At 39.8% G+C, this 24540-nt stretch carries 23 protein-coding genes; 8 read left to right on the top strand and 15 right to left on the bottom strand.

Annotated features, from left to right (window positions below; translation table 11 throughout):
• Positions 1-9: 9 nt before the first annotated feature.
• The 7 genes from L8106_RS03035 to L8106_RS03000 all read right to left on the bottom strand — a co-directional run bounded on the left by L8106_RS03035 (position 10) and on the right by L8106_RS03000 (position 6215).
• On the bottom strand, positions 10-570 hold the full coding sequence (locus tag L8106_RS03035; RefSeq protein ID WP_009782715.1) for a hypothetical protein: 561 nt from the start codon (positions 568-570) through the stop codon (positions 10-12).
• 7 nt (positions 571-577) lie between these two features.
• Positions 578-2251, bottom strand: a complete 1674-nt coding sequence (hflX, locus tag L8106_RS03030; RefSeq protein ID WP_009782714.1) for a GTPase HflX — start codon at positions 2249-2251, stop codon at positions 578-580.
• Between the two features lie 206 nt (positions 2252-2457).
• Entirely contained in the window at positions 2458-2763 is a 306-nt protein-coding gene (locus L8106_RS03025) for a hypothetical protein (RefSeq protein ID WP_009782713.1), read from the bottom strand.
• Positions 2764-2912: 149 nt separating this feature from the next.
• Positions 2913-4004: a hypothetical protein gene (locus L8106_RS03020; RefSeq protein WP_009782712.1), complete on the bottom strand. Its 1092-nt coding sequence runs from the start codon at positions 4002-4004 to the stop codon at positions 2913-2915.
• Between the two features lie 54 nt (positions 4005-4058).
• A complete protein-coding gene (locus L8106_RS03015; protein WP_009782711.1) occupies positions 4059-5042 on the bottom strand; it encodes a hypothetical protein in 984 nt (327 codons plus the stop codon).
• A 74-nt stretch (positions 5043-5116) separates the two neighbouring features.
• Complete coding sequence (locus tag L8106_RS03010) at positions 5117-5497, bottom strand: hypothetical protein (RefSeq protein WP_009782710.1); 381 nt, start codon at positions 5495-5497, stop codon at positions 5117-5119.
• Positions 5498-5963: 466 nt separating this feature from the next.
• Positions 5964-6215: a hypothetical protein gene (locus L8106_RS03000; protein ID WP_009782708.1), complete on the bottom strand. Its 252-nt coding sequence runs from the start codon at positions 6213-6215 to the stop codon at positions 5964-5966.
• A 256-nt stretch (positions 6216-6471) separates the two neighbouring features.
• On the opposite strand from L8106_RS03000, the gene L8106_RS02995 reads away from it, so the two are divergent.
• From L8106_RS02995 to L8106_RS02975, 5 genes are all read left to right on the top strand, one after another.
• A complete protein-coding gene (locus L8106_RS02995; RefSeq protein ID WP_009782707.1) occupies positions 6472-6810 on the top strand; it encodes a RodZ family helix-turn-helix domain-containing protein in 339 nt (112 codons plus the stop codon).
• Positions 6811-7500 (top strand): ImmA/IrrE family metallo-endopeptidase, encoded by a 690-nt coding sequence (locus L8106_RS02990; protein WP_009782706.1) that lies wholly within the window; start codon positions 6811-6813, stop codon positions 7498-7500. It begins immediately after the preceding gene.
• A gap of 368 nt (positions 7501-7868) precedes the next feature.
• Entirely contained in the window at positions 7869-8288 is a 420-nt protein-coding gene (locus L8106_RS02985; protein ID WP_083798361.1) for an ester cyclase, read from the top strand.
• 5 nt (positions 8289-8293) lie between these two features.
• Complete coding sequence (locus tag L8106_RS02980) at positions 8294-8731, top strand: DoxX family protein (protein WP_009782704.1); 438 nt, start codon at positions 8294-8296, stop codon at positions 8729-8731.
• 66 nt (positions 8732-8797) lie between these two features.
• Positions 8798-10345 carry a mercuric reductase gene (locus tag L8106_RS02975; RefSeq protein ID WP_009782703.1) on the top strand — a complete coding sequence of 516 codons (1548 nt, stop codon included), beginning with the start codon at positions 8798-8800 and terminating at the stop codon, positions 10343-10345.
• 18 nt (positions 10346-10363) lie between these two features.
• On the opposite strand, the gene L8106_RS02970 is transcribed toward L8106_RS02975, so the two are convergent.
• Both L8106_RS02970 and L8106_RS02965 read right to left on the bottom strand, forming a co-directional pair.
• Positions 10364-11572, bottom strand: a complete 1209-nt coding sequence (locus L8106_RS02970) for a NupC/NupG family nucleoside CNT transporter (RefSeq protein WP_009782702.1) — start codon at positions 11570-11572, stop codon at positions 10364-10366.
• Positions 11573-11605: 33 nt separating this feature from the next.
• Complete coding sequence (locus tag L8106_RS02965; protein ID WP_009782701.1) at positions 11606-13051, bottom strand: NCS2 family permease; 1446 nt, start codon at positions 13049-13051, stop codon at positions 11606-11608.
• Between the two features lie 208 nt (positions 13052-13259).
• Here L8106_RS02965 and guaD point away from each other — a divergent pair, with 208 nt between their 5' ends.
• From guaD to L8106_RS29295, 3 genes are all read left to right on the top strand, one after another.
• Positions 13260-14603 (top strand): guanine deaminase, encoded by a 1344-nt coding sequence (gene guaD / locus L8106_RS02960; protein ID WP_009782700.1) that lies wholly within the window; start codon positions 13260-13262, stop codon positions 14601-14603.
• A gap of 229 nt (positions 14604-14832) precedes the next feature.
• Positions 14833-15951, top strand: a complete 1119-nt coding sequence (locus tag L8106_RS02955; RefSeq protein ID WP_039895427.1) for a TRAP transporter substrate-binding protein — start codon at positions 14833-14835, stop codon at positions 15949-15951.
• 6 nt (positions 15952-15957) lie between these two features.
• On the top strand, positions 15958-18219 hold the full coding sequence (locus L8106_RS29295; RefSeq protein WP_083798360.1) for an ATP-binding protein: 2262 nt from the start codon (positions 15958-15960) through the stop codon (positions 18217-18219).
• Between the two features lie 8 nt (positions 18220-18227).
• Here the strand turns inward: L8106_RS29295 and L8106_RS02945 are convergent, their stop codons facing one another.
• From L8106_RS02945 to L8106_RS02920, 6 genes are all read right to left on the bottom strand, one after another.
• Entirely contained in the window at positions 18228-20753 is a 2526-nt protein-coding gene (locus L8106_RS02945) for a sigma 54-interacting transcriptional regulator (RefSeq protein ID WP_009782697.1), read from the bottom strand.
• A gap of 168 nt (positions 20754-20921) precedes the next feature.
• Complete coding sequence (locus L8106_RS02940) at positions 20922-21569, bottom strand: response regulator transcription factor (RefSeq protein ID WP_009782695.1); 648 nt, start codon at positions 21567-21569, stop codon at positions 20922-20924.
• Positions 21570-21788: 219 nt separating this feature from the next.
• Positions 21789-23378 carry a glucose-6-phosphate isomerase gene (locus L8106_RS02935; protein WP_009782694.1) on the bottom strand — a complete coding sequence of 530 codons (1590 nt, stop codon included), beginning with the start codon at positions 23376-23378 and terminating at the stop codon, positions 21789-21791.
• A 264-nt stretch (positions 23379-23642) separates the two neighbouring features.
• A complete protein-coding gene (locus L8106_RS02930) occupies positions 23643-23900 on the bottom strand; it encodes a hypothetical protein (protein WP_039895376.1) in 258 nt (85 codons plus the stop codon).
• 71 nt (positions 23901-23971) lie between these two features.
• A complete protein-coding gene (locus tag L8106_RS02925) occupies positions 23972-24184 on the bottom strand; it encodes a hypothetical protein (RefSeq protein WP_009782692.1) in 213 nt (70 codons plus the stop codon).
• Positions 24185-24268: 84 nt separating this feature from the next.
• A complete protein-coding gene (locus L8106_RS02920; protein WP_009782691.1) occupies positions 24269-24517 on the bottom strand; it encodes an HNH endonuclease in 249 nt (82 codons plus the stop codon).
• Positions 24518-24540 lie beyond the last annotated feature (23 nt).

The raw sequence follows: 24540 nt of genomic DNA, 5'->3' as shown, positions 1-24540 counted from the left end.
CAAGTTGAGTTAAGTTTTAGCAGATTTTCGTCTACCCCAAGGTTTGAGAACTGAAATCGCAATGATCATTAATAGACAAATCGTTTGTACAATTCCCCCGATAATTGTGGCTTGATCATTAAACATATAAAGGGGATTTTGTAAAGCTTGCAATCGCAATTCTGCGGAAATTGAAGTGATCGCATTTGTCCAGGGACCAAGCCATAATGTTCCAAAAACAATGAGAGAAATTGTTGCGATCCATTTTGTGATCACCCAATAGTATTTTACAAATCCCCAATTTGTCAAAGCTGACAATAACGCCCCTGTGACTAAAGAAGCAGTTGCAGCCGGAATAATCACCACTTCATCGAGCAATTGCATCACGGAATTGATCGCATAAAGTTGATCGCCATTGGTTGTTTTAAGATTGTACAAGGCAATAATAACCATACACAATCCCGTTCCAAACCAAATTCCGGCGGTGGCAACATGAGCAGAAACGAGCCAATTTTTGGGTTTGACGCTGAGTTTAGGAATTTTAAACTTTTGCGGTTTTTGTTCTGTATTTTGGGAAGTAGATTGACTCATTATTGGCTTAACTCAACGTTGAAACATAATGAACAAGCTGCCCAATTCGTTGACGTAAAGTTTCCAAACCCAAGGCATTAGATGCCGAAATAAATGCAGCTTGAGGATATTCTTCTTGGGCAAATCTCAAGGTTTCTCCCTCCACCTGATCGATTTTATTAAAAGCTAATAAAGCAGGCCCCGGAGTAATCGGCATTGACATCAAAATTTTCATAACTGACTCAATTTGACCTTGCCAAGCCGGATGAGATAAATCAACGACATGAACGAGTGCATCGGCATCACTCACTTCTTCTAAAGTTGCCCGAAAAGCATCAATTAATGCCGGGGGTAATTCATGGATAAATCCCACGGTATCGGTTAAAACTGCCGTTTGAGGTTCGTTGGTAATGGCGTCGGGAATGGTGAGACGGCGACTGGTGGGATCAAGGGTCGCAAACAGTTGATCGGCGGCATATATTTCCGAACTGGTGAGAACATTGAGTAAGGTAGACTTTCCGGCGTTGGTATAGCCAACAATGGCAATGGTGGGTACTTCTTGCTGCTGGCGACGTTGACGCAGACGAGAACGATGGGCTTGGAGTTGATTGACTTCTGTTTGCAAACGGGCGATGCGACGTTGAATGGCCCGTCGTTCGGTTTCCAGTTTGGTTTCACCTGGGCCTCTCGTTCCGATACCGCCCCCGAGTCGAGACATGGCTTGACCTCGCCCGGTTAAACGAGGCAAATTGTATTCAAGCTGTGCGAGTTCAACTTGCAATTTTCCGGCGCGAGATTGGGCGCGTTGGGCAAAAATATCGAGGATCACTTCAGTTCGATCAACGACTCGAATACCAATTCGGGTTTCTAAGTTGCGAACTTGGGCGGGAGATAAATCGCGATCAAAGACAATCAGAGTGGCACCAACAGTTTGGGCGGTGAGGGCAATTTCTTGTACTTTTCCATCGCCGACAACGGTTTGGGGGTGAGGGCGCGATCGCTTTTGACGGACTGTTTCTAACACGCGACCCCCGGCTGTATCGACTAATCGAACCAGTTCCGCTAATCCGTCTTCAAAGCGCTGAGGACTAATACCTTCAGTTTTCATACCCACTAACAACACTTGATCGCCATCGGACTCGACAGTTTGGGCGATAAACTCCCGTTGCAGTTCGGCTTCGAGGTTATCCACCAAGTCGAGAAAGTCCTGGGCCGAGAGCATATCCAAACTTTGCGGCGGAGATAAATAATAGGGAATGGGAGCTAAAGGCGTGGTGAGGTTGCCATTGTTTTCTTCTGCGGTGGGTGGCACCAAATGAGCGAGATAGGTTTCTTTGATATATCCTGTTCCTCCCCCGCCCCGACGTTGAAACCCGCTTCCAGTTAGGGTGAGGATGACTAAGGCATCCAAGCGTTGAATCGCCATCGCAGTTAAGGCTGATTCGTTAGGGGGTTCTGGTTTAACTTGAGTTGCAATGCAGCGAATCCCACTCAAACGCCCTTCCCCATAACGGGGTAATTCTAGGGGGGGGATTTGAGTTTGACGGGGTGTTCCCACTCCCACCCGAATCACTTGTCCCCGACGGTTGAGGTAAGCACAGACGGGCTGACCGATTTCGGTACTACTAGCGGCTAGACGTTGAGCAAACTCCGGTGTGGTAATGCTATCGCCCGGTATCCGTTGATGGTAGAGGCGTTGCAATCCCTTGAGTTGACTGGCTTTTAGCCCTTGCAGATTTCCATAGATTGTCTCGATAGGCCCTCCTGCCCAGTTTTCTGGTGTTCTAAAGGATAATTGAGAATGTTTAAATTATGATAATAACATTTTCTTCAAAGCGGGGAGACTCTACTCTCTTTCAAGGTTTGAGTTTGAGTTTGAGTTTAATGTTATTCCTAAATATTGCTACTCTAAGTAAGCAAGCTTCTGATTTTTTGAGATAACAAGAATCGCTTTTCCTCGGTTATTTTGGGGGAGTCTGGTGTTGGAGATAGATTCAGATTTTGATTGAGAGCTTTATGAATCGTGGGGTTAACATCGCAAAAATCAATAATCGCATTGGCTAAAAATTCAGTTTGATCGTCTTCGGGGATATATTCAACTCGATCTATTGCGATTTCTAACTGGGTTAAATCTTGCTGTGTCTCTTGGGTAAACAGTTCGGGTTGATTATTCAGGACTTGAAAAAAGGAAGCGGTAATTTGTGCGGATTTCATCTGAGCATTTTTTCGATCAATTCAGCTAGATTAATTATAGCAGTCTTATTTGATTTGCGAACCCTTCAATGCAGGAGATTTATCGGCGAAGTTCAGAATGATTGAGGGTTGGCTATTCCCCTCTCGGATTTGGAGAGGGGCAGGTGAGATTACTTACCTTTTTGTTGGTTTTTCGCCTGTTCTATCGCAATTTCTTTCATGGCTTGGAATGAACTGGCGTTTGAGGTTCCTTCAATAGCTTTTACGGCTAAATCTTGGACTTGTTTGAGGGCTGCATCGAGTTGTTTGGATAGGCTTTGAATGCGGTTTTCTTGAGTTTGAATGGTTTCCGATAGAGATTTAACGCGCAGTTCAAAGAATTGTTTTTGTCCTTCAACTTCTTTCGCCAATAAGTCGGCTTTGATTTTGGCTTGATAGTTGCCAATATTTCGCCCAAATTCTTTCCCGCGTTTGATATTTTCTTCTAACTTTTGAGAGAATTCCTCAACTTTTGCTTTCACTTCGGCGTATTCTTTTTCTTTCTCGGTGAGGGCTTGTTCTCGTTCTTCCCATTGTTTTTCCCGTTCTTGTTGCAACTCCTCTAACTGTTTGTACAGCACTTGCTGAGTTTGTTCATCGTTTTCGGTATCTAAATCTCGTTGAAGTTGTAAGTTATATTGATAGGATTCTTGATCTCGTGATTGACTTTTCTTGTAGTTATCGTTGCGTTCTTTAATCGTTTTTTGGTGTTGGCTTTGTTCTTTTTGCCAAGCATTTTGTTGTTCTTGAAATTGTTGTTCTAAAGTTTCTTGCTGTTGAGTCAGTTCTTCAGTAAATGTCTTAGAATTTTCTTCGTAGCGTTGAACTAAAACATCTAAGGTGTCATCGCTGACTGCTTCTAAATCGTGTAAAGCTTTAAGTTGTTCTAACTCTAGATTAACATTTTTCTGCAATTCTTGGAGTTGAGTCGCTTCACAGGTTAACTGTTCTGATAACTCGCTAACTGCACCCCCAAAACCTGTTTGTAAAAGCGTTAAGTTTTCGAGAACTTGCTGCATTTTTGGCTTTTTAGACGAGGATGAATTTAAGGTTTTGATTGGTTCGGTTGCAACCGTTCCATTTTTACTATTCCCATTCCCGTTACTGTTCCCATTCGTAGACTGTTTAACTTCAGATTGCAGAGAAGAATTTTCATTTTTCAACTCTTGATAAGCTTCTAAGATTTCCGCTTTAGTGTTGCGATCGCTAACTCGTTTTGCCATTTTTTCTCCTTTGTTTTGTGATATTTTGACTGAATTTAATTTGTTTTATCGTGATTATTTTTGACTCGAAGAACTTGCAAAAGCACGCATCGCTAAATCTTGTGCTTGCTTCATTGTCGCTTGTAATTGAGCAGATAAATCGGCAATTTGTTCATTTTGACGTTGAATGGTTTGTTCTAAAGAAGTCACTTGTAATTCATAACCTTGTTTCGTTGATTCCCATTCTTTCTCAAATAAATCAGCCTTAACTTTGGCTTCTCGGTTCGCCTCTTGAATCGCTTCTTCTTTAGCTTTTGTAGATGCTTTTTTCAATTCATCTTCAAAGCCTTCAACTTTCTTTTTATTTTTCTCAAAATCTGCTTTATTTTTCTCTAAAATCCCTTCTCGCTCTGCCCAGTTTTTCTCTTTTTCTTGAGTATTATTAGCCAACTCTCGTTCTAACTTACGGCGAGTTTCTTCATATTCATCTTGTTCGATCTTACGATTTTTTGACTGTTCATAGTTATAATTTTCTTCTTCTTGTTGACGAACTAAGATCTGTTCTTCTTGCTGTTGTTGAACATTCGCTTCAAACTCCTGCTGCTCTTTTTCCCAGGCTTTCCTTTTGGCAATTTTATCTTTATCTAAAGCTTCTTGGCGCTGGGTTGCATTTTGAGTGAGTAAATTCAGTTTTTCCTGATGTTCTTGACTCAACAAATATAACGCATCGGCAACTAAACGAATCTTTTGTAACTCTTGAAGCTGTTGAGTTTTGATTTCAATAGATCGCTTCAGTTCCTCTAGTTTAGAAGATTCTGTTTTAAGCTGTTCTGAAATCTCAACGATGTTATTTCCAAAACTAAGCTGTAAATCCGCTAAACTTTTAACAATACTATCAACGGTATAGGCGGACGTTTTTTCGATAAGTTCTGTTCCTTTCTCTTTTTCAGCTTCTTCCTCTTTAGTCGAAATTTTAGAATCAACTTTTTTACGCTGTTCGAGAATTTGCTGAAATTTACTAATGATTTGAGTTTTGCTATTTTGAATTGTAGATTCCATGATTGAGTTGACCTCAAAATGTTAACAAAATGTGAGTATGGAACGGAGGTTGAATAGAAAGCGTTTATCCTATTTTAAGCTTTTATCCGGGACTGTCGCTTGCGTAATTGTTCGACAATTTCTTGATGATCGGATACAGCACTTGAGCGTTCTTCTGTATTTTTACTGAGGAGTGACTTCAAAATGTGTTGACAGCGATCGCAACGATTTCCCGGCAAACAATAACAGTTCTTGACCAAATCTTTTAACATCAATTTTAGTTGTTTATTTTCTTCTAAAACTGCTTCATAGTTGCGTTGAATTGATTTAACAACACTCTGCATATGTTGAAAATCTGCACATAAGCTATCTAAGTCGTGAACTGCATTTTCTCGAATACGATGACTGAGTTCTTGTTGATTGATAACCGGAGGCATAGACTCTGTTTGTTGGATTAACTTCAGAAAGTTTTTCATTTTTTAATGTTTAGACCTCTGAACAAAAAAAACTAAGATTTTGGGAAGGAGGAACACAAAAAGAACTGCGTCCCCCATTCCAGTGAATTCAGGAGTTAAGAAACCTTAGCCGGAACTTTTTCAGATGCAGAGAGAAGCGCATTTTCCCGACTTGAATCTAAGGTGATCAAATAAGCGATATCGTGGGGGGATAAATTATCTAAACAAATCATTGACTTTGTTCCTTCTAAATCAATCATGCGAGATCAGTTACTTTCTGAGGCGAGAACCGCAGCCGCTTGTTCGATAACTGACCAGTTCATTCGTTCTTCCCATACCCATTTTAGGCTATAATAGTTAATAGGTTTTAACGTGCCATTTTAATCTTATTTTTGTGCTTTTCCGTTGACTATTCTGAGTTTTGACTGAAAGGTTTTGAGTTGATAGATTATTTTTATCGCTAAAAAGTGAACGTTGAACTATCAAATCAAATGGTTTTTATTTGAGGTTCTTGATAGGTATACAACGTCTCCTGTTGGGCTTTAATGATGTGTAAAGTTGCAATCAGATTTTCTAGCATTTCGGCATGAGCCGGGGTAAAATGAATGCTAAAGCCTTCGCCATCTCGTGCGTATCCTGGGCAAACCAGAGATGCCGAACCTTGTTCTTCATGGGTGGCAATATACATCCAATCTTCGTCATCCAATTTGTAGTGCGTGTCTGTCCAAGTTCTGAGCATAGAGGTTCTTCCTCCTGTATATTTCAATCTATTCAGGTGTTTGCACTTTTAATGATTCTTCACACCCTTTAATCCCAATGGGGGTACACCTTATCTAGAGTGCCGTTAGAATTGATGTAAGTTTCAACCCCAGGTGAGAGCGATGTTGATTTTTTTATCAACCATGACAATAGTAACAGGTGTTGATTCAATCGTCAAGCCTTGAGTTGAAATTTACGTCAAACTCGCATATGATCGAGCATAGGAGGGAAATACCGTGGAACAAACATTTGGAAAACTCATTCGTCAAGCCCGCAAAGACAAGGGATACTCCCAACGACAGCTTGCGGCGCTATTAAAGGTTGATTTTACCTACCTGTCAAAGTTAGAAAATGACCGTGCTGACTACGCCCCCAAAGAAGATGTCATTCGGGGACTGGCGCGAAATCTCGGCATTGATGAGGAGGAGTTAATCTTTTTAGCGGGTCGAATTCCGCAACATTACGAGAATTTTCTCAAGCAAAATAACAAGGAAATAACAGCTTTATTCCGAAGATTGCAAGAGAATCCAAGCTTTGCGAAAAAGATTTTTGATGAAGCCCAGGAGACTGAATAAATGAGTATTCTGAAGCCGTACCGTTTTTACCCGAAAGAGTCTATCGAACGGCGGGCGCAGGATATTCTCACTCAAATGCAAACTCAACCCAATTTTGCACCTCAGTGGCCGTTTGAATCTTCTTTGGTTGCAGATTTTCTCGATTTAGGAGTCGTTTGGGATGAGATTCCTGCCGATGAGGAAGGAGAAATTGCCGCCCGTATTTTACCGACTGAACGAACCATTGAAATTAACGAAAAGATCCTCGAAAAACCTCAAGGGTTTATTGAGTCAACCATTGCCCATGAAATTGGTCATTGGGTTTTACACATCAATCAAGATGAAGTCGATGGTGAGGTTAAACAGTTGGAATTAGCGTTAGGAGAATACGGAACAAAACCCACTGATTTTGATCAACCTTTTGTGTGTCGGGGTTCAGCTTATGACTTAAAAATTGCCTCTATTGAATGGCAAGCGCAGTATTTTGCGAGTTGTTTGTTGATGCCTCAACATATTTTAGAAGAGAAACAACAGGGCTTAGACCTAACAAAATGGACGGATTTATATAAACTCCGTGATCAGTTAGGAGTGACGATTTCTAATCTCACCAATCGCTTGCAAGATTTAGGCTGGATTACCATTCCCAAAGGCACTCGCCAAATTTATCGAGGTCAAGGGGTAATGGAAAATCAGCAGCGTTTGTTTGGATAGTTAGTTCTCAATTTCCCACAAAGTTCGCTTTTAGAAAGCGAGTAGAGGCGTTGTTATCAACGTCTCTAAGTGTAGATAAATTTAATAAACCTTCTCAACGTTCAGTAATTATTCTCTAACTTATCCAAACTTTATTCTTTAGTAAACGTGTAACAGCTTAGTGCTAAAATACAACAACGAATAAAAGACCTGATACAAATCTCTATCTAGAGAGAGAAGATCACTCAAACTAGATCACTCAAGAGAGAGTTAAGTTAAAAATTCAAAATATTCCTAAAGTTAGAAATCAAGAGAATCTGCTTAAAATTCAAAATCTTTGTTTTATAATAGAATTGAGATTGAATAAATACTTTAGAGAAAGTTCTTTAATGACATCTATGACATCTATGACATCTATTGCTGAATTAGAACGGTTAAGTACAAGAGTTGTTAGCGAGGCGATTGTCCGACGGTTCTGGAATAAAGTCTGGAATGCAGGTCAACTCGAAATTTTCCAAGAATTGGTGACTGAAAATTGTTTATTCTACTGTGGTGGAAATGCAATTGAAACACAATCAAAAATGATCAACTTGATTAAACAGTTTAGAAAAGAAATCAAGAATTTTGAATTTATAATAGAAGACCTATTTGCTTACAATCAAAAAGTTGTAACTCGTTGGCGAATTCAGGGGATTAATAATGGATTTTCAGAAGAAAGTTCTAGAGGAGAACCCATTGAGTTAACGGGAATTACGATTTTTGAGTTGGAAGGAAATAAAATCAAAAAAGGATGGCTGGAAAAAAGTTAAATTAAATGATGATTAACGTAATCAAAAGTAACAAAGAATTGCTGCGAGTCATTCTAGCTGTTTGTATTATCGTCGCCGGAATTCTACACTTTGCCGTACCGAAACCATTTATTAGAATTGTACCCGATTTTCTGCCTTTACCTGCGGCTTTAGTTTATATTAGTGGTGTTTTTGAAATACTCGGGGGAATTGGACTGTTAACTCCTGTTGTTTCTCAATTCGCTGCTTGGGGACTTTTAGCATTATTTATTGCCGTATTTCCTGCTAATATTAATATGGCAGTAAATCACATTCATATTGATGGCATACCTGACGGAAATTGGTTTCAAGCGATTCGGCTTCCTTTTCAAGCTGTTTTAATTGCTTGGGCTTATTGGTATACTAAAGCTGATGATAATCCGAAACAAGCTTCTATTATTCCCGGTTTACCCCGTTCTCAATAGTTACTTGTCAGATTTTAGTTAAACTTTAACGATAGAAATCGTTTTATTTTCAACGTTTAAGGAAGAATGACTCAGCTAGAGAATCAGCCGATTACCGTTTCTCCGATGGATGAATTCAATCAAACTCTGGTTGAAAATTTGCATCCCTCTCACTGGAAAAATCCCCAACCTGAACGCTGTTACAATTTAGTCGTTATTGGGGGTGGAACAGCAGGATTAGTAACCGCAGCAGGTGCAGGTTTATTAGGTGGAAAAGTCGCATTAATTGAACAGAATTTACTCGGGGGAGACTGTACAAATGTCGGTTGTGTTCCTTCAAAAGCCTTAATTCGTTCCAGTAGAATTGCCGCCGCAGTCGGTATTGCTTCTGAGTACGGAATTCCGGTTCCAGAGAGTGTGAAAGCTGATTTTTCTGTCGTCATGGAACAAATGCGAAAAGTGCGATCTCAAATTAGTTTTAATGATTCTGCTACACGATTTCAAGAAGAATTTGGAGTTGATATTTTTCTGGGAAAAGCTCATTTTTCCAGTTCAAACACTATTGATGTTGGCGGACAAAAACTGCGGTTCAAAAAAGCGGTCATTGCTACAGGTTCTCATCCAATTATACCTCAAATCGAAGGTTTAGAAACAGCAGGATATCTAACCAATGAAACAGTATTTTCTTTAACCAAACTTCCCGAATCTATAGCTGTTATTGGGGGCGGTTATATTGGGTGTGAACTGGCTCAAACCTTTCAACGTTTAGGTTCAAAAGTAGTTTTATTACAAAAAGGAAAGCAACTTCTTAAACGTTCTGATATTGAAGTTTCAGATCTGATTCAAGAGGTGTTTGCACGAGAAGGAATCTATACGGTTTTGAATGCAGACATCAAGCGGATAGAGTCGGAAAATGGTAAGAAAACTATTTATTATGATGTGTTAGGAATTGAGAAACAATCTACAGTTGATGAGATTATTGTAGCCGTTGGACGAGAACCAAATATTACAGGCTTAAATTTAGAAGCCATTGGGGTTCAGTCTGATGCAAAAAAAGGAATTATTATTAATGATTATCTACAAACAACCAATCCTAATATTTATGCGGTTGGGGATGTTTGTATGGAGTCTAAATTTACTCATGCGGCGGATGCGGCGGCGAGAATTGTTGTTCAAAATGCTTTATTTTCAGTGTTTGGAATCGGACGCAAAAAACTCAGTAATTTGATCATTCCTTCTTGTATTTATACTGATCCAGAAGTGGCTCAAGTGGGGATAACAGAAACAGAAATATTGCGAAGACCAGAACGAGTGAAAACCTTTTATGTACCATTAAGTGAGATAGATCGGGCTTGTATTGATAGACAAACAGATGGATTTGCTAAAGTTCATGTTCGTCATGGAAGTGATCAGATATTAGGCGCAACAATTGTAGCTGCTCACGCGGGAGAAATGATTAATCAAATTACCCTCGCAATGGTTGCAAATATCGGATTAGGAACGATTGCTAATACCATTTATCCCTATCCAACCCAAGCAGAAGTGATTCGGAAAGCGGCAGATAAATATAATTTTACTTGGTTAAAAGGATGGGTGAAAAAGTTAGCTTCAATTTGGTTAAGTTGGCAACGCTAAGAATTGCCATCAATATAATTATAACAAAAATCCGGCTGTTGCTGCAACAATTAAATTGGTTAAAACTCCGCCAATCATCGCTCGAATTCCTAACTCAGCCAGTTCACTGCGACGTTGAGGCGCAATCCCACTTAAAGCCCCAATTTGAATTCCAATAGAACCAATATTTGCAAAGCTACAAAGAGCAAATGTGGCAATTCTAATCGAACGTTCGGAAAGAGTATTATTTTTAATCATTTCGGCTAAATCTACATAAGCAATAAACTCATTTAAAATGATCTTTTTTCCAATTAAAGCGGCAACTTGACTCGCATCACCCCAAGAAACACCTGTCAATAATGCTATCGGATATAATACCCAACCTAAGATTAAATCTAAGGAAAGTTGAGGATAGCCAAACAATCCCCCAAACCAACTTAAGACAGCATTTAAAAAAGCAATTAACGCTAAAAAAGCAAGAATCACGGCTGCAATATTAACCGCAAGTTTTGCCCCTTCAATTGCACCCGCAGCCGCCGCATCGACAACATTTGTAGCCGTTTTTTCCACGTTTAATTCTAACTTTCCAGCCGTTTCTGGTTTCTCTGTTTCAGGGTAGAGTAACTTAGACATTCCTAACGCACAAGGTGCCGCCATTACCGAAGCTGAAATCAAGTCTCTCGCTGGAATTCCAAAAGACACATAAGCCGCCAAAACTCCTCCCGCAACTGTGGCAAAACCTCCCGTCATAATAGTATTTAATTCGGATTTTGTCATGGTATTAATAAATGGTTTCACTAAAAGCGGTGCTTCCGTCATTCCTACAAACACATTAGCCGCATTAGAAAGAGATTCCGCCCCCGATGTTTTTGTCGTTTTTAGCATTACCCAAGCTACGACTTTAACGATTTGTTGAAGAATGCCGAGATAATATAAAACAGAGACAAAAGAGGAGAAAAAGATAATTGTGGGTAAAACCTTAAAAGCAAAAAAGTGTTCTTCGTAGTTTTCCCCAAAGACAAATTTAGCACCCTCAACGGTAAAGTCTAAAAACCGGGTAACAACTCCACCAATAGCATCAAAAATCAGATAAGTACCGGGAATTTTTAGAATGATTATAGCAAGAATAAATTGTAATGCAATTCCCCAAATAACAGGTCGCCAAATTACAGCTTTACGGTTAAAAGAAAGACTATAACCAATTCCAACAAACACAATAATACCCAATACTGAGATTAAATTTTCCATGGAATTAACGCTATAAATATGAGTTGAAAAACATTAACCGAAACGTACTGTCATAAACACAAACCTTACCACAAAAACTCCTGCTAAAATCCAGGTTGCAAGAGAAACTTCGTGGATTTTGCCTTGAAAGGTTTTCAGCAAAGGATAGCTAATAAATCCAATCGATAACCCTTCCGCAATAGAGAACGTTAAGGGAATTGTAAACAGCGTTAAAAATGCCGGAATTGCTTCTCCTAAATCTTGCCAATGGATTTGGGTAATATTAGACAACATTAATACACCTACGATTACTAATGTCGGAGTTGTAGCGTAGGCAGGAATAGCTTTTAAAACCGGAATAAATAGAATAGATAACCCCAATAAAATCGCCGTAATTACGGAGGTAAAACCCGTGCGTCCGCCTTCGGATACACCCGCCGCAGATTCAATATAAGTGGTGACACTAGAAGTCCCTAAAATTGCGCCTGATGTTGTTGCAATAGCATCCGCCATTAACGCTTGATTTGCCCGAGGAAGTTCGCCATTTTCATCAATATAACCCGCTTTTATCGCTACACCTGTGAGTGTTCCAATTGTATCAAATAAATCAACAAATAAAAATACAAATGTAATGGCGATAAAATCTAGAAAATTCTGAGTATTTAGGTTAATCATTCCTAAAAATGCTTGTCCAAATAGTTCTGTTGGAAAGGGAGGAAATTCTATAATTCCTTGTGGCCACGGAGTTATCCCTAAAATCCAGCCTAAAATTGCCGTAGCTAAAATTCCCCACAATAAACTGCCTTTTATTCGACGGACAACTAAAGCAGAAGTGATCAAAATTCCCGCAATTGCTACTAAAGTTTGCGGTTCTCTTAAACTCCCAAAAGCTGTTTTTGTGACTTCATTTGCGACAATAATTCCTGCACCTCCTGTTTCAATATTACTCGCTAAACCAAGATAAGCAATAAACAAACCAATTCCAGCAGCCGTGGCATTTTTTAACGAATTTGGAATTGCAGTAATAATTTGACGACGAATATTACTGAGGGTTAATCCAATAAAAATTAATCCCTCAATAAAGACAGAACTTAATGCTAATTTCCAGTCGATTCCTAGCCTCAAAACCACCGTATAAGCAAAAAAAGCATTCAGTCCCATTCCCGGTGCTTGAGCAAACGGATAGTTCGCTAATAATGCCATAATTAACGTGCCAATAGCCGCAGAAATTCCTGTAGCGACGACTAATTGAGCAAATAAATCCCCCGATTGATTAATAAAAATTGCATCTGATAAAATCATCGGATTAACAACTAAAATATAAGCCATCGTCATAAATGTGGTGATTCCGGCTAGGGTTTCTGTACGGAAGTTAGTTTGAAATTGTGTAAACTGAAAATAATCAGCGATTGCACCTAGCCTACCTCGGTTCGGTGGAGGATAATGATCAGAACTCATTTTAACTGACTCCATCAAGATATTTTGATATTTTGCTATCATATCAAACCTCAATCCTTTTTCTGAATCTCTCCAAAAATATTTATAAAACTGGCTCTATGAGTCGTCAGTTCATCAATAAAATGATATACTATAAAATCTATAGATTGATTTAGTCATTCAATTCTTTATTTCAGATTATTAATCTTAACTGTCTTTAAAACGCACAGTTACAACAATAAACTTTATTACTTTACCCCAAAAAAACACGATGGTCAATCAAACCTCTATCAAAGCCTTTCGAGGTGCATTTTTAGATTGTGTTGCCGATCCTTTTTATGAATCTGTACAAGAAAGCATCCGTTATATTCCCGATGGATTAATGATTGTTGAAAATGGAAAAATCAAAGAATTTGGTAGTTATGAAAATTTACAGCCTCAATATCGAGATCTAGAATATATCACTTATCTAGACAAATTAATTGTACCGGGATTTATTGATCTGCACGTTCATTATCCCCAGACAGAAATGATTGCTTCTGATAGTAATCAACTGTTAGACTGGTTAGAAAGATATACATTTTTAACCGAATCTCAATTTAAAGATCCAGATTACTCTCAACAAATTGCTCAATTTTTCCTCAACGAACTTTTGCGAAATGGTACTACAACTGCGGTTGTTTTGACGACTGTTTTTTCCGAATCTGTAGACGCATTTTTTGAAGCTGCAAACTCTCGAAACCTGCGAATGATTGCAGGTAAAGTAATGATGGATCGTCAAGCCCCAGAATATTTACTCGATACCGCAAAATCTGCCTACGAAGACAGTCAAAAACTGATTGAAAAATGGCACAATAAAAATCGCCTTCTCTACGCGGTTACACCTCGTTTTGCGATTACTTCTACACCTGAACAACTTCATCTCGCCGGAAAACTCCTTCAAGAATACCCCGATGTTTATCTACATACTCATCTGTCTGAAAATGTTAATGAAGTTAAATTTGTGGCTGAACTTTTTCCCGATAGTTTAGATTATTTACACGTTTATGAACAATTTGGATTAGTCGGAAAAAAATCAATTTTTGCTCATGGAATACATCTTTCCGATTCCGAATTTAAACGATTATCAGCTACTCAATCTGCGATTGCTTTTTGTCCGACTTCTAACTTGTTTTTAGGAAGTGGACTCTTTAAACTCCATCAAGCCAAGTCTAGAGAATATCCAATTCCTGTGGGTTTAGCAACCGATGTTGGTGGCGGAACGAGCTTTTCTCTCTTACAAACTGCCAACGAAGCCTACAAAGTCACTCATTTACAAGGACAAAATCTATCCGGTTTACAAGCTTTATTTCTGGCAACATTAGGGAGTGCAGAAGCTTTATCCTTAGACGATAAGATTGGAAACTTTGAGATTGGGAAAGAAGCAGACTTTGTAGTCTTAGATGGACGCTCGACTCCATTACTCACCTTACGAACTCAAGGTAAAATTAACGCTAAAACCCTAGAACAAATAGCAGATTTTGTGTTTGCTCTGATGATCTTAGGAGATGATCGAGCCGTAGCTGTGACTTATATTTTAGGAGAACAGGCTTACATCCGAAGTGGGCAAGATTGATGAATTTTATCAACTCCTGATTCTCTACCCCTTTAACCTGAATTTAAACCAATAACATGAATTTTGGCTAAATTTAAAATTGATTGACAACACTTATAAAACTGTTTATTTTAACTTTATATTGTCACCTTGAATAAAGTTGTATAATAGAGTTTATAAAGCATCAGGGTCAGTATCAATTTACAGATAATTCATTGATAATCCCTTTATTTAACTCTGATTTGAAGTGATTAAGCGTCGCACTTTTCTCAAACATAGCAGCCTAGCCGCAGCTAGTACAACAGCGATCGCCGCCTGTACTCCCAAACCCACTACCGAATCTGAACCCGCCTCAACTCCAGCCCAACCCTTTGTGCGCTGGCGAATGGCAACCAGTTGGCCAAAATCCCTCAACTTCACCTTTGGTACCGCCGAACAACTCTGTCAACGAGTCAGTCGCCTGACAAACGGACGATTTGCCATTACCCCCTATGCCGCAGGGGAAATTGTTTCCGGGTTAGAAGTGTTAGCCGCTATCGAAGCCGGAACCGTTGAATGTGGCCACACCGCCAGTTACTATTATGTTGATCGCCTTCCAGCCCTAGCTTTTGCCACCACAGTTCCCTTTGGTTTAAACGCCCAACAGCAAAACGCCTGGTTACAAGCTGGCGGGGGTTTAGCACTGATCCAAAACCTCTATGCCGACTGGGGGATCATTAATTTTCCAGGGGGAAGTACCGGGGCGCAGATGGGCGGATGGTTTAAAACCGAAGTTGACACCCTCGATGACTTGAAAGGCTTAAAAATGCGAATTCCCGGTTTAGGGGGTCAGGTGATGGCTCGCTTGGGAATGGAGGTGCAGGTTTTGCCCGGAGATCAAATCTTTGATGCTCTCGATCAGGGAAAGTTAGACGCAGCAGAATGGGTTGGCCCTCACGATGATGAGCAGTTAGGTTTAAACCGAGTTGCCCCTTTTTACTACTCTCCGGGATGGTGGGAACCTGGAACCACCTATGAATTTCAAGTGAATTTAGCAGAGTGGCAAAAATTACCTTCAGAATATCGAGAAGCCTTTGAAGTTGCAGCATCCGAAGCCCATAACCAGATGTTGGCAAACTACGATGCAGCAAATGGTCAAGCATTGCAACGTTTATTATTTGGGGGAACAGAACTCAGAGAATTTAGTCCAGAAATTTTGCAAGCCGCTCAAAATATTACCTTTGAGTTGTACGAGGACAAAGCCAGTCAAGATTCAACTTTCAAACAAATTTATCAACAGTGGAAAGCCTTTCGTTCCCAAGTTTATCAATGGCATCGGGTTAATGAATTCGGCTTCGTTAGTTTTCCATTTAAAACCATTAATCCTTAATTGGCTATGCGGGCACCCAAAACCAATAAGACGAAGCAAAAATCATCCTCAATGTTATCAAAATATAAACATTATTTTTTACAGACTTTTTTCCATCAATCCTCTGATGATCATTCTCAGTTAGCCCAATCTTCATTCACACCCAAATTATTTATATATTCTTTAAAAAATCTGAGTATCAAACGAAAGTTAAGTATAGGTTTTGGAACTCTCGTTATTTTAACCTTTTCTATTGTAGGGTTTAACTATTTCGGCAGTACACAAGCCAGAATCAGTATCAAGCGGACAGAATCTTTACGAGTTCCCACTGTTGTGAGTTCCGGTAACGCTCAAGCCAATTTGCTCAGAATGCTGTCGAGTTTACACGGATATTTAGCAACAGGAAAATCGGAATTTCGCGATCAATATCAACTATCCCGACAAAATTTTGAAAAAGATTTAATCCAATTAATTGCTCTGGCTGAACAACCTTCTTCAGTTGAAAATCAAAAACAATTAAATGAACTGCATACAATTTATCAAGATTGGTCAGGTTTACCCGAACAATTATTTATCTTAAAAGATAATGTCTTAGTCAATCAACCTGCTTTGCGCTTGTATGAACAAGAAGGAAAATTATTGATTAGTGGTATTTTGCAAGAACTTGATCAGATGCAAGAGGAGCAGCAACAACAATATACTTCCACAACCAATACAAACCTGATTCTCTCAATGGCAGAGTTTGAAAGTTCTTTTACATTAATGGTTGCGGCTTTACAAAGTTATATTACCACTACAAATTCGACATTTCGGTATGAGTATTCTGCCCAACAACGCAATAATCAAACCGCTTGGGAAGTTTTAGAACTCAATCAAGATTTGTTCACAGAAAATCAACAGAAAAACTTTCAATCCATTGCCGACTCTAGAGAACAACTTAATTTCCTGAAACAAAAAATATTTGAAGCGGTAGAAAATGAACGATATCGAGAAGATCTCTACCTTTTTAAAACCGAAGTTGAACCCCTTGCTAGCGAAATGTTAGACTTACTTGATAACATTGTAACAGAGCAACAACGACTACTAACAACTGAATTAAGTGCTGGACATCAAAGCTTGATTTTGGGACAGTGGAAAGCCTTAGGGGTGGGAATAATCACATTAATTTTAGCAATTGTGATGGCTAGTTTTCTGCGGAGAACAATTGCTTTTCCGATTCAAAGACTCACCAATGTAACAACTCGCATTATGGAAGGCAATTTTGAAGTCAAAGCCAAAGTTGAGTCTCAAGATGAAGTCGGAACGTTAGCGAGTACATTTAATCAAATGACAGCCTACTTAAAACAATCTCACGAAGAATTAGAACACTACAATACAACATTAGAACAACGAGTCGAACAACGAACTCAAGAAATTAAAGACAAAAATCTAGAACTTGAAGACACACTTCATCAACTAAAAAAGACTCAAGCCCAACTCATTCAGACTGAAAAAATGTCAAGTTTGGGACAATTAGTGGCAGGAGTCGCCCACGAAATTAATAATCCGGTTAATTTTATTCATGCTAATATTTATCATCTCCATCAATATACCCTAGATTTACTCGACTTACTGCAACTCTATCAACAGGAGTTGACCCATCCTTCCTCAGCAATTGAAACTAAAATAGAAGAGATTGAACTAGAATTTTTAAGAGAAGATTTACCTCAAATTCTTCATTCAATGCAAACCGGAACGCAACGCATTTCTAAGATTATTATTTCTTTACGCAATTTTTCTCGACTCGATGAATCAGAAATGAAATGGGTTGACCTTCATGCTGGAATAGATAATACATTAATGATGCTGCAACGAAAACTGAAATCCGCAGCAAAACGTCCCGAAATTAAAGTGATTAAAGACTATGATGATTTACCCCAAATTGAATGCTACGCAGGTCAACTCAATCAAGTTTTTCTGAGTCTAATTTCCAATGCAATTGAGGCTTTGAATGAGTCTGATGTACCCGAACCCATTTTAACGATTCACACTCAATATTTAACCCAAAATTCACGGATTCAAATTCAGATTCAAGACAATGGTAAAGGCATTGACCCTACAATAAAAAATAAAGTGTTTGATCCCTTTTTTACAACCAAACCCGTTGGTCAAGGCATCGGTTTAGGGTTATCTATTAGTTATAGTATTATTCAAAAGCATCAAGGGGATTTGCAGTGTTTTTCTGAATGGGGCAAAGGGACAACTTTTCAGGTCGAAATTCCCATTTTTCAAACCTCAAAACTGAGTTAATACCTCTGTTAATATCCGACAATCACTTGCCATAAACACACCGTTAAAATTCCAATTGCTAGGTGCTGAGGCAATAAAAACTTAAAAGATTGACGGGCAATTTTCTGCGTTAAAACGATAGCCGTAATTTCACCAAATATCAATACTGTTCCCTGTAAAAAACCAATTACAGCCGGATGAGCGACTAATACAGGTAATCCCTCTCCATCTAAACCAAAAGTCGCCAACGCCACCGGGAGAATACGTCCCCCTTCTGATAATCCCAACCGCAGATAATGGGCTAAATTCCCCGCTAAAACCAACGGTAAATATCCATAAGCTAATTCCACAAATGAGCGAGATTTAAAATTCAGAAAAACCAGATGAATTCCTTGGATGAAAAGATGAGCCAAAAGCGGTATAAATATAGGTAAACTCAAAACCATCACCGATATCCATAAATGAGGTTGAGGCTGAAGTAAATTCCAAGGTAAATTCAACTGTGTTTGTAACTCAGGAAGATGATGTAAAAAAACCGCTCCCAACATCAAAAATAATAAAGCCACCTCATAACTGCGAGAAACATGAGTTGTCCACAGTTCAATTCCAGGTGGACGTAAATTCAACTCCACCGAACGATGAGGACAAGCCTTAAGACAAGTCATACACAAAACACAGTCTCGGTTATCTTCTAATTGAGCCGGATGAGAATACAATGGACAGCCATTAGTTGCCATTCCTTCGCCTTTTTCTGGCCCTCCTTTGTAACATTGATAGGTGGTACATTCTGCCGAACAAGTGCCTTGCTGCGCCCTCAATTCCGTCATTGAAAGTTTAGCAAACATCCCATTCATGCCCCCAATCGGACAGAGATAACGACACCAAAAACGCCGTTCAAATAGAGCAGAGAAAATCATCGCTCCCGCCGTAATTAACAGCAGTAAACAAGCTGATAAATAAGCCGTATTTGTTAAATCCCAGAGTTCTTCCCAGAGTAAAATTAAAGCAAATAATCCAAACAAAAACCATCCGCCCCAGTGTTCAGCAGCCTCTCTTGGCCATCGTTTTAGCTTGCGAGGAAACAACCACAGCGATAATTTTTGGGTGACTTCTCCATAGATCATAAACGGACAAACTGCACACCAAACTCGCCCTAAAAATGGAAAGAGAATTAAAACAATCGGCCACCACCAAGCCCAAAATAAATTTAAAGCAAAATTTTCTGAACGGGTTTGCGGGCCAAAAAATAAAACTCCAATAATTAAAGCAAATGCAGTTAAAGTAAAACCATAATTAATCCAATCCGGCCACCAAGGACTGCGAAGAAAATGGCGAAGTCTGGGATAAGTATTCAGTAAGTTTAGACGAAATTGTTTTTTCTTGGTTTGCGACGGCCAGATAATTTCTTCGGTAATTTCTAAACCTCCTTGTAGCTGAATAATTGCCCGTTCAACCAAGTTGCGAAGTTCTCGTAAATTATTAGGAAAATCGTAGGCTTGCAGTCGTCGTAAAGCTTCGGGAGTCACGCGAACTTTTTCCACTCCTTTCGCTCGACAAATCAAACTACTATAGTATTTTACCCAGTCTTCTAAGTCTGCTTTTCTAATCCGCAACGGCGGAACTTTAATCAGATTATCGACAATAGAATTGAGTTCTGATATGGCTTTTTCAGAGACAATAATAATTTGAGCTTCACAGGTTTTAGTCGAACCAGGAGGTTCTCCCTGACGACTCACTGGAGTGTAGGTTTTCGTTGCTACAAGGTTAATAATTACAGGTAAAAGTTCAGGGGGAAGATCATGTACATTATTAAAAATTAAGGTTCCTTCGCCCAATGCTTCAATTAATCCGGGTTTTCCGCCAACCCGACCCAATAATTCGGAACCGCTGGTTTGTAAAGTGCTACAATCGACTTTAATTAGAGGTTTACGCCGCTCTGATGAACCAAAATGAATTAACGCCGCAATATTATCTTTTTCGAGTCCCGGTTCTCCAAAAATTAGCACAGACTGACGGTTTTTTGCAGCTTGTTTAATTTGCGATCGCAGTCGAACCGCATAGCGACTTCTTCCGACAATTCCCCGTCTCGCTTTCGGGACTAAATAGGGTTGTAAAATCAGGAGTCGTTCCTGTTCATAAACCAGTTGAGAAGATAACGCCTCGACTTCCTCAACTAATTGCTGAGAAAACGCCTGAGAAATTTCCGGATATTGACTCACCAATTGATTAAATGTTTCTGTTTTAATCAACCACAATTCACACTCACTTAAAGTGACCAGTGTTTGTCGAACAGGTTTATTGAGCAAAAGTTCTTGAAGATTGATCGCAGATCCGGGTAATAAGCCATAGGAACGCAACTGAGCGCTTTGGGCTTCGAGATGACCTGATTGCAGAATGTAGAGTCCCTCTGGCGATTTTGCTTCTGTGACGATCGCTTTTTGGGCTTCTACCCTGCGGTGTTCGAGTTGGGAAGCGATCGCCTCTAGAATCTCTCGCTTGAGCAAGCTCAAAGCACTTCGTTCTTGTAGCCACGTTACCAACTCTTGAACATCCATTGTTGGTTCTCCTGTTTACCTTTGCCTTATATTTTAAAAGAGAAGTGACGGATTGCAAAAACCATGATCGAACTTTCTAGCTTTTGGGTTCCCTTAGCTCTTTTAGGTTTAATTGTACTGGCGGCTATTTTTTTTAGTTTGATCCGTTAAATTAACCCCCTCCCATTTCTAATCAATCAAGTGATTTTTCAGGGCAAATCGCACCAATTCTGCTCGGTTATTACTCTCTGTTTTTCTCAATAAACTACTGACATATTTTTCAATTGTTCTTGGACTTAAATGCAGTTTTTCGCCAATCTTTACATTGGAGCGCCCTTCTGTTAGGAGATCCAAAACTTGTTGTTCTCGCTCAGTTAAACTAATCTCATGAGAGAAAGTAGAAGTTGCTCCATTTGTCACCACCGGAGACTCACTCACTCGACTTCGCAACTCTGACTCGATCAATTGTGATCGCTCTAATAAAGCCCGAATTACTACCCCCAATTCATCCAATTCAAAAGGTTTGGGTAAGTAATTATCACAACCCAATTGATAACCCCGAATTCGGGATTGAATGGCGGTATGAGCGGTTAAAAAAATCACAGGCAGCAGACGAAAAGCTGGACGAGAACGGATACGCTTAACGAGATCATAGCCGTCCATCTCAGGCATAGTAATATCGGTGACGATCAGGTGAGGTTTGTGTTTATCTACCAACTCAAGAGCTTCCTGACCATTCTCAGCAGAAATCACAGTGTAACCTGAAATTTCAAGATAATCACTAATCGAGAGACGAGTCCCGAAGTCGTCATCTACAACCAATATCGTTAGGGGCATAGGACGGGGACTGAAAATTCAAATAGGAAATATGACTTAGCGTTGATCGTTTTGAATTCAGCCTTTTTTGACTAAATCAAACAAGCAAACGTTATCGCTTACATTTGTTAAGCTTATTAATTATACCTTGTCTTGGGGTTAAATCCAATTAAGAAAGTAGAGTGAGGGGGTTGATTTCTCTGATCCCCCACTCACAATGTCTATTTTTACTCAATGAACTTAAGCCTTGTAGCTGACCTTTAGACTTGCAGGTTGAGCCAGATTTCCTTGTAACACAATACCGCGATCATTGGCGGCGAGATGTCGCAGAATCTTGTAGGCTTGTTCGATATTTTCAGAAGCACCTGCTTTGTTCATCAAAGCCTCTAAAGACAGTCCAGCCTTTTCTGCTTTTAACACTTTCAACAGTTCTTGCTGCAAGTTCAAGACAGTGGCTGCGGCTTTCTTTCCAGCTTCGACTCCGGGTTGATGATAAGCATTAATATTCACCAAGAACCCATACAAACTCACCGCTCGTTCATACAAAGCAATCAGCGCACCCACATGGCGAGGCGTTACCTCTGGGATTGTAATTGTAATCGAATCCCGCTGATTTTCATACAACGCTTGTCGAGTTCCTTGCAAAAATCCCGAGAGATAATCTCCTGCGGTGACATTCGGTTCAACTTCCGGGGACGGCCCAAGACGATCTTGCAACACCTCAATAAAAGTCGCAAAAAAGTTGGGTACTCCATCACGCAACTGTTGGACGTAGGCGTGTTGATCCGTCGAACCCTTGTTTCCGTAAACCGCGATCCCCTGGTTAACAACATTGCCATCGAGGTCTTTTTCTTTCCCCAAAGACTCCATCACCAACTGTTGTAGATAGCGGCTAAACACTTGCAAACTGTCTTTGTAGGGCAGTACAACCATGTCTTTTTCGCCCTTACCGTTGCCCACATAGTACCAACTCAGAGCCAGTAACGCCGAGGGATTGGTTTTCCAGTCAGGTTTACGAGTCGCCGCATCCATGACCTTCGCCCCTTCTAGCATGGCGCGAACATCAATCCCTTGCAATGCCGCAGGTAACAAGCCGACGGCCGAGAGTTCCGAAGTTCGTCCCCCCACCCAGTCTGCCATCGGAAAGGTATCGATCCAACCTTCTGACTTGGCGAGTTGATCGAGTTGGCTGCCGACTCCAGTTGTCGCGATCGCGTGTTTGCTAAAATCTAAGCCTTGAGTTTCATAGGCGTGTTTGGCTTCTTTCATCCCGTTACTGGGTTCGGGAGTGCCGCCCGACTTAGAAATCACCAGAGTTAAAGTGCTACTGAGTCTATCTTTTAACTCACCCAACACTCGATCAATGCCATCCGGGTCAGTATTGTCAATAAAATGAATTTTGAGGGGGGGAGAGTCTGGTGTCAAGGCTTGTGCGACAAATTGCGGCCCGAGTGCCGAGCCACCAATACCAATGGAGAGTAAGTCGGTAAATTTGGGCGCACCTGGGGGTTTCACCTGACAGGTGTGAACCTTTTTCGCAAAGGCTTCTATTTTTTCGAGGGTACTAACAATTTCTTGTTTGATTTCGGGTGTCGGAGCAATTTCTGGATCTCTTAACCAGTAATGACCAACCATCCGGTTTTCATCGGGGTTCACGATCGCTCCGCCTTCTAAGGCTTCCATGTCTTTGAACGCTTTGTCAAATTTCGGCTTCATCGACGTACAAAAGGAATCATCGAAGCGCACGCGACTCACATCGAGGTATAACCCCAAGCCTTCGTGATAATATAACCAATCTTGGTAGCGTTGCCAAAGTGCTGAGGCATCCATAGTATCGTCTTCCGCTAATTACAAAAGCTAATGCAGAATTCGCTCAAACTGCCGTTAACCAGAAAAGCTGGAGCAGAGCGCCCAATTTTTCCAGATCACGTTAGGTTGTGGTCAGCTAGAGCAAGTCTACTCTCACAACCGCCCTTAATTTAGCATTAGTCTTGGAGGAGGAAGGTGTCTCATTTACCAAATCTAAAGATTTTATCGCTTATTCACATCAATCCTAGACAAAAGATCAGATGAGTTGAAGACTTCACAACACTATTAAATTTCAGGTTTCGGTAAAATTCGGATAAACTTAACAATTTGACCCGTTACCTCGATACCAATAAAATAATCATCAAGAGTAAAGCGATAAAAAATCCGGCTGGAGTCCAACGAATGCAGTTCGGGTAAGTTGTATAAGTTATCCAGTTGCTGGAATTGAACAAAGACAAAATCATACACCCGTTTATAAACTATGGGTTCTAAACTGATTAAGTCTCTCAAGAAAGATCGAGCATAACGCACGTCAAGGTTCACAAAAAATTCAGCAGTCGTACAAATAAATCGATTAAAGTTTGATTTGATAATATTATTGATAATATTATTGCTTAAAGTTTCATCATATAATCATTAGAAAGCACTCGCATTGCTTCCTCGGTGGTGAAAGAGTCCCCCGGTTTTAAGGTTCTTTGAGCATATTGAATCGCTTTTAGCATATAAGCATCATAATATAACGTGGTCAGGAGTTCCCAAGCCCGTTCTAACTCATCTTTCGGCATTTGGTCAACTAAATTATGTAATTGCTGGCGACGTATTTTCATTTTCTCTCCATCCAATCAGCGATTTAGTAGTGTACAAGATAATTTTACTCACTTCAATATCGCACAATTTTCTCAACATTGGGGTTAGTCTGTATAACGACGCTGGAACCGAGGATCTAGATAATGTCTCTTTTTGAGGTTACAGCTTCGACAAAGGGTTTGTAGGTTGCTGATATCATTGCTTCCACCTTTGGCTAAGGGAATAATATGATCAATCGTTAATTCTGTTTCTAAGTTTGTTTTTTGACAACTTTGACAACAATAACTATCCCGTTCAAAAACATATTTTCTGACTGTTTGTGGAATCATGATTCTGGGTGTTTTTTCATTCATTTTTTATTTTCCTAAAATACAAA

The sequence above is a fragment of the Lyngbya sp. PCC 8106 genome (assembly GCF_000169095.1).
Classification (GTDB): domain Bacteria; phylum Cyanobacteriota; class Cyanobacteriia; order Cyanobacteriales; family Microcoleaceae; genus Capilliphycus.
This window is presented reverse-complemented; position numbering and strand designations above follow the sequence as displayed.

Coding starts and splice junctions, on each gene's coding strand:
- L8106_RS02975 (WP_009782703.1), top strand. CDS start 8,798: ATGACTCAGCTAGAGAATCAGCCGATTACCGTTTCTCCGATGGATGAA.
- L8106_RS02985 (WP_083798361.1), top strand. CDS start 7,869: ATGACATCTATGACATCTATGACATCTATTGCTGAATTAGAACGGTTA.
- L8106_RS02940 (WP_009782695.1), bottom strand. CDS start 21,569: ATGCCCCTAACGATATTGGTTGTAGATGACGACTTCGGGACTCGTCTC.
- L8106_RS02945 (WP_009782697.1), bottom strand. CDS start 20,753: ATGGATGTTCAAGAGTTGGTAACGTGGCTACAAGAACGAAGTGCTTTG.
- L8106_RS03020 (WP_009782712.1), bottom strand. CDS start 4,004: ATGGCAAAACGAGTTAGCGATCGCAACACTAAAGCGGAAATCTTAGAA.
- L8106_RS03015 (WP_009782711.1), bottom strand. CDS start 5,042: ATGGAATCTACAATTCAAAATAGCAAAACTCAAATCATTAGTAAATTT.
- L8106_RS03035 (WP_009782715.1), bottom strand. CDS start 570: ATGAGTCAATCTACTTCCCAAAATACAGAACAAAAACCGCAAAAGTTT.
- L8106_RS03025 (WP_009782713.1), bottom strand. CDS start 2,763: ATGAAATCCGCACAAATTACCGCTTCCTTTTTTCAAGTCCTGAATAAT.
- L8106_RS02970 (WP_009782702.1), bottom strand. CDS start 11,572: ATGGAAAATTTAATCTCAGTATTGGGTATTATTGTGTTTGTTGGAATT.
- L8106_RS02920 (WP_009782691.1), bottom strand. CDS start 24,517: ATGAATGAAAAAACACCCAGAATCATGATTCCACAAACAGTCAGAAAA.
- L8106_RS02980 (WP_009782704.1), top strand. CDS start 8,294: ATGATGATTAACGTAATCAAAAGTAACAAAGAATTGCTGCGAGTCATT.
- L8106_RS02990 (WP_009782706.1), top strand. CDS start 6,811: ATGAGTATTCTGAAGCCGTACCGTTTTTACCCGAAAGAGTCTATCGAA.
- L8106_RS03000 (WP_009782708.1), bottom strand. CDS start 6,215: ATGCTCAGAACTTGGACAGACACGCACTACAAATTGGATGACGAAGAT.
- L8106_RS02965 (WP_009782701.1), bottom strand. CDS start 13,051: ATGATAGCAAAATATCAAAATATCTTGATGGAGTCAGTTAAAATGAGT.
- L8106_RS02935 (WP_009782694.1), bottom strand. CDS start 23,378: ATGGATGCCTCAGCACTTTGGCAACGCTACCAAGATTGGTTATATTAT.
- L8106_RS29295 (WP_083798360.1), top strand. CDS start 15,958: ATGCGGGCACCCAAAACCAATAAGACGAAGCAAAAATCATCCTCAATG.
- L8106_RS02925 (WP_009782692.1), bottom strand. CDS start 24,184: ATGAAAATACGTCGCCAGCAATTACATAATTTAGTTGACCAAATGCCG.
- L8106_RS03010 (WP_009782710.1), bottom strand. CDS start 5,497: ATGAAAAACTTTCTGAAGTTAATCCAACAAACAGAGTCTATGCCTCCG.
- guaD (WP_009782700.1), top strand. CDS start 13,260: ATGGTCAATCAAACCTCTATCAAAGCCTTTCGAGGTGCATTTTTAGAT.